This is a genomic window from Burkholderia reimsis, from assembly GCF_003294055.1.
Lineage (GTDB): Bacteria > Pseudomonadota > Gammaproteobacteria > Burkholderiales > Burkholderiaceae > Burkholderia > Burkholderia cepacia.
The window spans coordinates 25,447-32,059 of the sequence record NZ_QMFZ01000061.1 but is presented as its reverse complement, the minus strand read 5'-3'; the positions used below and the strand labels follow the sequence as shown (position 1 = coordinate 32,059).

Genomic DNA, 6,613 nt, shown 5'->3' with positions numbered 1-6,613 from the left:
AAAGACCTCGACAAGAAGCTCATGCGTTACATCCGTCAGTACAACAAGGATCCGAAACCATTGCAGTGGACCTACAACGATCCCACTCGCCGAATCACCGCCAATTCTTCTGATTCAATGGACTAGCCGTATTCACAAAAGCACCAGCCAGTTCAGTAGGCCGTAAGCGCTCAATCGTGGCCGTCTTGCACGCATGACGGGAGTTGGCCGGCATAGAATCCATCAGACATTAGGAAGACGCGGTATTAAACTGGCTGGCCCGACGTGGCGGCGGCGCTCAGGTGTCTAGGTGCCCGAATTTTGGGCCAGAGTTGCAGCGGTCAACTGTGTAAGATGAGCGGTACCGCCACCACAGCCCCATAACGTACACGCCACCGCCGCAGCGGCAATCCATCGCTGAGAAAACACGGTCATCGGAGAAATCCTTGAAGGAAGAGGTTCATCGCAGGGCCCGCCGTCGGGCCCTGCGCGATCAATTCGCCATGAGCGATGCGATCTGCGCAGCGCTGAGCGCGCCGCGATAGATGCGGAAATCGTCGATCAGGCCGTTGAACGTGGCGTCGGCACTGTATTGCGATTTGCCCAGCCAGTTCTGCGTGGTACGGCCAAGGCGGAACGGCGCCTGGAACATCGCCGTGTTGGTACTGACGGGCGTGCCGTCCACGTACATCGTGCCGGTCGAACCCGATAGCGTGATGGCCACATGTACCCATCGCTTGCTCGGCAGCTCGGTGGGGCGTCGATGATCTGTTCCGGAGGGCCGTCACCGGGGCCGTTGGCCGTCATGGCGAAGCGCATGCCGGCCCAGCCGTTGCGCAACCGTCCGCACGGCGTGAACATCATGTAGCGGTGGAAGCCCGTGCCGAAGTCGAACAGGCGTGCCCACGTTTGCGAGCCATTCCAGAACACCCAGCTGGCGATCGTGAAGTCCGACACATCGGCCAGCAGATCGTCGGGCAACGCCACATACGCGCCCGAGCCGTTGAGCGAGACCGCGCTGCCGCTGCGCCCCACTGCCCACGTTGCGCCGTTGAGCGTGCCATTGCGCCCGTTGCCCGAGCGATCGGCGGCCGTGATGCCGCCGCCTTCATCAAACGGGAGGTGCGCGAGCAGTTGCTGCGCCGTGATCACTTTCACTTCGTTGGAAAGCGCCGATTCGCCCGCAATCGTTTGCGCTGTCACGACATAAAAATACGTGCCGGCACCGGCAGGCGTATCGGTACAGGTCAGCAGATCGGTGATACCGCTTCGGATGGTGCTGTACGGTCCGCCGGCCATGGTGGCGCGCTTGACGTTGTAGCTGACGGCGTTGCTGCTGCCCCACCACGACAGCACCACCTTGCCCGCGCTCTCGTAACCCGTCAGACCGGTCGGCGTCACGGCGGCGCTGCCGGGGTCGAGCGTGCAGGTGAGCGTGCCGTAGCCGAGCTGGTCGAAGCCGCCACTGTTGGGACCATAGTTGCCGCCGCCGCCCTCCGGCGCCACAAGCTCGGCAGCGCGCTGGGTGTAAGGCGCCGCCAGGCTTTTGCGGTTGATGTAATGGTTGGCCACCAGCGCCCAGCAGGGCCGCCCCAGCGCGTCGCCTTGCCCGCCGGCGGCGAACTGCGTCTGGATGACGCCGGCGCTGTTCTGGTACGTGACGAAGGGCACTGTGTAGAACGTGCCGTCCGCCTGCTTCAGGTTGGCCTTGGCCACGTATTCCGCGCCCGCCAGAAAGCGATTGTTGTCATAGCCGTACAGGTCGATGCCTTGATTCCACGCCATCTCGCAAATGGCGCCCGTCAATGCAATGCCGAGCACACTGTGGCCCTGATCGCGGCCGGCTTCCTGCCATTGCCCGAGATTGCCGGGGTGCATGTAGTACACGGCTTGCCGGATACAGCCGTTGCTGCCACCGCTCTTGAAATGCGTGATGGCCTCGTCGACGAGCTCGGCATCGTCGCACAGCACGCCAATGGCCAGGACGCACGCGATGTTGGCCAGGCCCCAGTTGGCCCAGTAGTGCGTATCCATCGCGGTGTCGATACGGGTCAGGAAAGCATGGCTGACCGGGTAGAACACGTTGCGCATCATCGCCTGAAACGCGGCGAGTCCGGCCGGACTCCAGCCGCTGTAGCCGCGCATGATTTCGGCTGCGTTGGCGAATTCGTAGCCATAGATGCCGGCGGCGAGCGCCACGTCGCTGCCGCCGAGCGTCGTCAGCTTCGCGGCCCATTGGTCCAGATACTCCACGGCTTTGTCGGCGTAGTGTGTGTCGTTCGACACTTTCCAGCGCAGCGCGTCGCCATAGGCGGCGGCGATGTCGTTGTAGAGGGCGCCGTAGTTCTGACCATGCGTGGGATCATTGCCGCGATAGATGCCGACCTGCGGGTTCGGCTTGTTCGTCAGGCGCGTGTGACCGTTGGCGACGAGCACGTTCCAGCTATCGATCCACGGGGAAGCTTGCGCGCCGACTTTCGCGCGCATGCGTTCGAAATCCGCCTCGGTATGCAGCAAGCCAGGATGCGTGAAGCCATGCATCTGCACGGCGCTCTCCGGCGGCGTGACGGGCGTCTTCACCGGCGCAGTGGCGTCGGACAATGTTGGCGTGGTCGCCCCCGGTTGACCGTCGCTGCCCGTCGTTGCCGGCGCGGTATCCACCGCGACGGCAGCGGCACCGTCGCCGCCCCCGCAACCAGCCAGCAAAGACGCGCCCAGCCCCACCACAAAGTGTCGGCGAGAAGCGCTCTTGATACAGCCCCCTTCGCGCGCATTGTCCGAAAGCGTTGCCCACTGCATCTGATCGTCGTTCATACACTCGTCCTGTTTCTAGTTGTCGCCAAACAGTCGGCATGAGTGCTCGAGCGGACTCGCACGATCGATGTGTGCTCGGATTGTTCGGACGTCAGGTCCTTGACCGTGGCCTTGCCAGCACCATCGCCGCCGCCTGCAGGCATGGAGGATTCCTGTTGGATCTCACGGTCCTGGTTCAGGACCTCGATTTCGTCGTCGTGCTTGTCGGCGTATGTTTACGGCTCCCACCACAGCGACAAGGGTCCTATTCACAGAGTAGACGCATAGATAGACTGCCACACAATCAAGGTATAAGTCCGCCCCTCGCTTTAGGTCGGGATAATGAGAGATCCCGAGCCGAGGCGCGCATTATTCGCGCGAATTCCGGTCACGTCAACTTATGAAAAGCAGTAAATTTGGGGCGGATCGTAGCCAACATCATCACGCTAATATTACGCCCACCGAGATAACCGGATTCACAACACATTACAAAACACAAAAACCTTGCATTCGAGATGCAAACACCCATTCATTAAATTTAATTATATATATTAATAACATAACGCCTCCTCACGAAACGCATCGACCATCAAGGAACCCGATATTTTTCCATATTTAAATTTCAAATTTAATAATATTTGCGCACATCATTCTCCTGTTATCTAAACCTTTCGAGACTTCATAACAAATCCGGATCACTGAGTCCGGGATAGACTGGCCCTCACACCTTGCGCTTAAGATGAGCGCCCCCCGACACCGACGTCACCGATGCTCCCCTCCTCCTGCCTTGGCGCAGCCAACGGGAAGCCGCACAATCGAACTCGAATTACCCGACGAGCACAGATGGTCCGCGGCAATCCCAAACCCACCCTTGAACAGGGACGTGTCTGGCGATGACGCTGTGCCCTGGCCGATCGACATCGCAAGCGAGAACAGTGATGCGGCAAACACACTCGGCCGGCTCCTGCCCCAACTCGCCCTCGAATCGACGGACCCAACCACCGCTGCTTGAAACAGTTGCTCCAGGCATTTGCAACCACCTGGGGAATGTATAACCATCAAACATGGTCAATTCGGACGTTGGAATGAATCGCGCCGTCAACGCACTGCGCGATGCAGCGTTTTCAAGGGAGAGGGGTGAACTGTCTCGCCTCTGCGAATACCGCTTGGATAACCTGATGAAAAAAGCGCTCTTGCTCTCATGCACCGTCGCGGCCGCAGCCGGACTTTCGGCCGCCGCGCACGCAACCAATATCGGAATCAACATCGGTATGCCAACGCCGGTCGTGACAGCCCCAGCGCTTACCGTTCCCTCGCCCGTGAAAGTAGTCACGCCTGGTTGGTACGGTGAGCGCTATTACGACGGACACCGTTATTGGACACGTGACGAGTGGAATGAGCGTCCTGGCCACGATCGCCGTCATGGCGACGGACATCGTCACTGCCCGCCTGGGCACGAAAAGAAAGGCGAATGTTGAGTCAACGGCAGTCCCGATAGAACGATACCCGGCGGCGCTCGCCGCCGCTGTATGATCCGATCGCGCCATTCAGATCACCGTGGCGCGATCTCGTCTCAACATTCATTCACTCAGCTTTGATGCGGAAACTCGTTACCTGCGGGCTCATGGCGCTCGCCACACACGCCTTTGCGTCCAACCCCTGCCCTCAGTTCACCCCCAAAGGAAAATCTCCAGTCGTCGTCAATGCGCGGATAGCTGCGACGACGCGTCTTCTGTGCTATTCGGATTTTGAGGTGCTGCATTCGAGCATCACGCACGGACCGCTTTGGTCGGCCGAGCACCTGACCCGCACGCATCTGGAAGCAGCGAAGAGCGAGATCCGCACGAACCGATTCTTCGAGGAGCCGCGGCTACCGAACGGCGAACGGGCTCGACTCACGGACTATCGCAAAAGCGGGTACGATCGCGGGCACATGAGCCCGGCCGGCGATCGCTGGAACGATCGGGCAATGGCCGAATCCTTTACGCTGGCGAACATGGTGCCGCAGAATCCGACGAACAACCGTCACCTGTGGGCACATATCGAGGAAGTAGTTCGTCGGATTGGTCTGCACGCGGCAGATACTTATGTCGTCACGGGTCCGCTGTTCAAGGGCACAGAACTGACAACCATTGGCAAAAGCGGAGTCGTCGTGCCCACCCAACTCTTCAAGGTAGTCTACGTTCCTCAGAAGCGGCTCGCGTTCGCGGTCCTCGCGAACAACACCGCGACCAAACGCTACACGATCGCGACCGTACATGAACTCGAAGCTCAAAGCGGTTTGCGATTCCCCGGGATACCGGAATCGCTAAAGGACACACGTATCGGAGGACTAAATGGAGTTTAAGGCGTTTGCAGACGATTCGACCGTCGTGAATATTCACGGCGACTCGTTCACCGTGACCAACGATCCTAGTTGCATCGTCTTGTCGGGAACACTGGAACTGACGCGCGACAAGGCTGGTCTCGCCGCCGCACTCGTACTACAGCAGACCATCTCGGATATCCTCGATGTGCTACAGCGCGATCTGGCATTACCTGCCCACGTCCCTGATGAGCCCCATGCACCGACGGGCAAGATCAAAAATCCGTTCGAACGGTGAACTGCCGAGCATTTTGTGCGGGAAAGGTCCGATTGCCGCCGCACGCCGGCAATCAGCACCCTCATGAGGTACGCGGCAACGACGTGCCGCACCCAAGCTACCCTGATACTGTTGACAGGGACGAAGAGAATGGCTTTGCTGCCAAAAACCGGGATACCTGCCGGCAAATCGTGCGGAGCAGCCCCGGGTCAATATGCTCGGTACTTGCGACGTCGGTCCGCTTTGTACAGAACGAGGTCCTTGATGTTGCGCATGCGCGGCATCAGATTGATGCCCTTCACATCGGACAGGCCGAACACTGGACCGCTTTGCGCCTGTGTATCGCCGTGGATTGTGCCAGGCTTGACGTCGGCGCCGCTCAGAATCGGCCCATCGAGAATGTAGACGGCTCCGTGAACGCTGCACGGAATGAAGTGGCTGAACAGCGCGATGTACATGTCGGACACGTGGTAGTAGCCGATCCCGCCGTATCCGCCATAGCGGACGTGATACTCGGACCGCAGGCTCCGCTAATACAGGCTCCACTTGATGCCGTCCGCCGACGTACGCTTGCCGCTGCCCCAGTATTTCCGCAACCATCCAGCCATGCGACCATTCGAGCCCATCAGCAATCGTCCTGATCAGTTCCCATTCTCCAGCCATAATGGCGCGTGAGATGTCCAGTTCCCTAATGCGCTGCGCGCCGCGCACCTTGAGGCTGGCGAATGGATTCGCGAGAACGTAACGCTGCGCGATCAGCCAACGGAACATCGCGCCAAGGACTGATAGCGCGTATGCGATCGAATCTGGAGACTGCACCTCGGTGAAGGGACGCCACTCGGTCGACGATCTTGGCCGCACGGACGCGATCCACCGGGCTTTGGTGCGGCCTTGGTACGGGATGGCGCAAGAAGGCGCGATAGGCGGTCGCGTCCTCGCTTGTCAGCGAGGACAGCTTTGCCGCGTTCGATGATCGCCCAAAGCAGCAGGTGCTTGGCTTCCCGGCGATAGACACGCTGCGTTTCGGCAGCTTCATGTTGTTCGAACCGGGCGCCGATCGCCTGATAGTCGTTAGTGGCCTCGAGTGCGCACATTGACTTCGGCGCGCGAAAAGTGCCATGCGAACCATCGACCTCATACGGCACGCGGATGTTTTCCCAGGGCACAACGCATTCTGGTCTCGCTACCGCGATCAGTCTGACTTCCAATGCTCCACCCTCGCCGCCATCGAGGATACCGCTTGAAGAAGCACTCGTCGC

Annotated in this window: 3 protein-coding genes and 5 pseudogenes; 4 read left to right on the top strand and 4 right to left on the bottom strand. The window is 59.8% G+C overall.

Features of this window, described 5'->3' with window-relative positions; translation table 11 throughout:
* Positions 1-126: pseudogene (locus DPV79_RS43525) on the top strand (IS630 family transposase); the annotation flags it as partial.
* 346 nt (positions 127-472) lie between these two features.
* Here the strand turns inward: DPV79_RS43525 and DPV79_RS38705 are convergent.
* A pseudogene (locus DPV79_RS38705) lies at positions 473-2,778 on the bottom strand (LamG-like jellyroll fold domain-containing protein).
* 92 nt (positions 2,779-2,870) lie between these two features.
* Positions 2,871-2,999, bottom strand: a pseudogene (locus DPV79_RS43520) (Hcp family type VI secretion system effector); the annotation flags it as partial.
* An 858-nt stretch (positions 3,000-3,857) separates the two neighbouring features.
* On the opposite strand from DPV79_RS43520, the gene DPV79_RS38695 reads away from it, so the two are divergent.
* The 3 genes from DPV79_RS38695 to DPV79_RS38685 all read left to right on the top strand — a co-directional run bounded on the left by DPV79_RS38695 (position 3,858) and on the right by DPV79_RS38685 (position 5,375).
* Positions 3,858-4,250 carry a hypothetical protein gene (locus tag DPV79_RS38695; protein WP_425267376.1) on the top strand — a complete coding sequence of 131 codons (393 nt, stop codon included), beginning with the start codon at positions 3,858-3,860 and terminating at the stop codon, positions 4,248-4,250.
* Positions 4,251-4,369: 119 nt separating this feature from the next.
* Positions 4,370-5,119 carry a DNA/RNA non-specific endonuclease gene (locus DPV79_RS38690; protein WP_113047881.1) on the top strand — a complete coding sequence of 250 codons (750 nt, stop codon included), beginning with the start codon at positions 4,370-4,372 and terminating at the stop codon, positions 5,117-5,119.
* Positions 5,109-5,375 (top strand): hypothetical protein, encoded by a 267-nt coding sequence (locus DPV79_RS38685; protein ID WP_113047880.1) that lies wholly within the window; start codon positions 5,109-5,111, stop codon positions 5,373-5,375. Before DPV79_RS38690 ends, DPV79_RS38685 begins: the two co-directional genes overlap by 11 nt.
* A 200-nt stretch (positions 5,376-5,575) precedes the next feature.
* Here DPV79_RS38685 and DPV79_RS38680 read toward each other — a convergent pair.
* Both DPV79_RS38680 and DPV79_RS43515 read right to left on the bottom strand, forming a co-directional pair.
* A pseudogene (locus DPV79_RS38680) lies at positions 5,576-5,941 on the bottom strand (Tn3 family transposase); the annotation flags it as partial.
* Between the two features lie 13 nt (positions 5,942-5,954).
* A pseudogene (locus DPV79_RS43515) lies at positions 5,955-6,550 on the bottom strand (integrase); the annotation flags it as partial.
* Positions 6,551-6,613 lie beyond the last annotated feature (63 nt).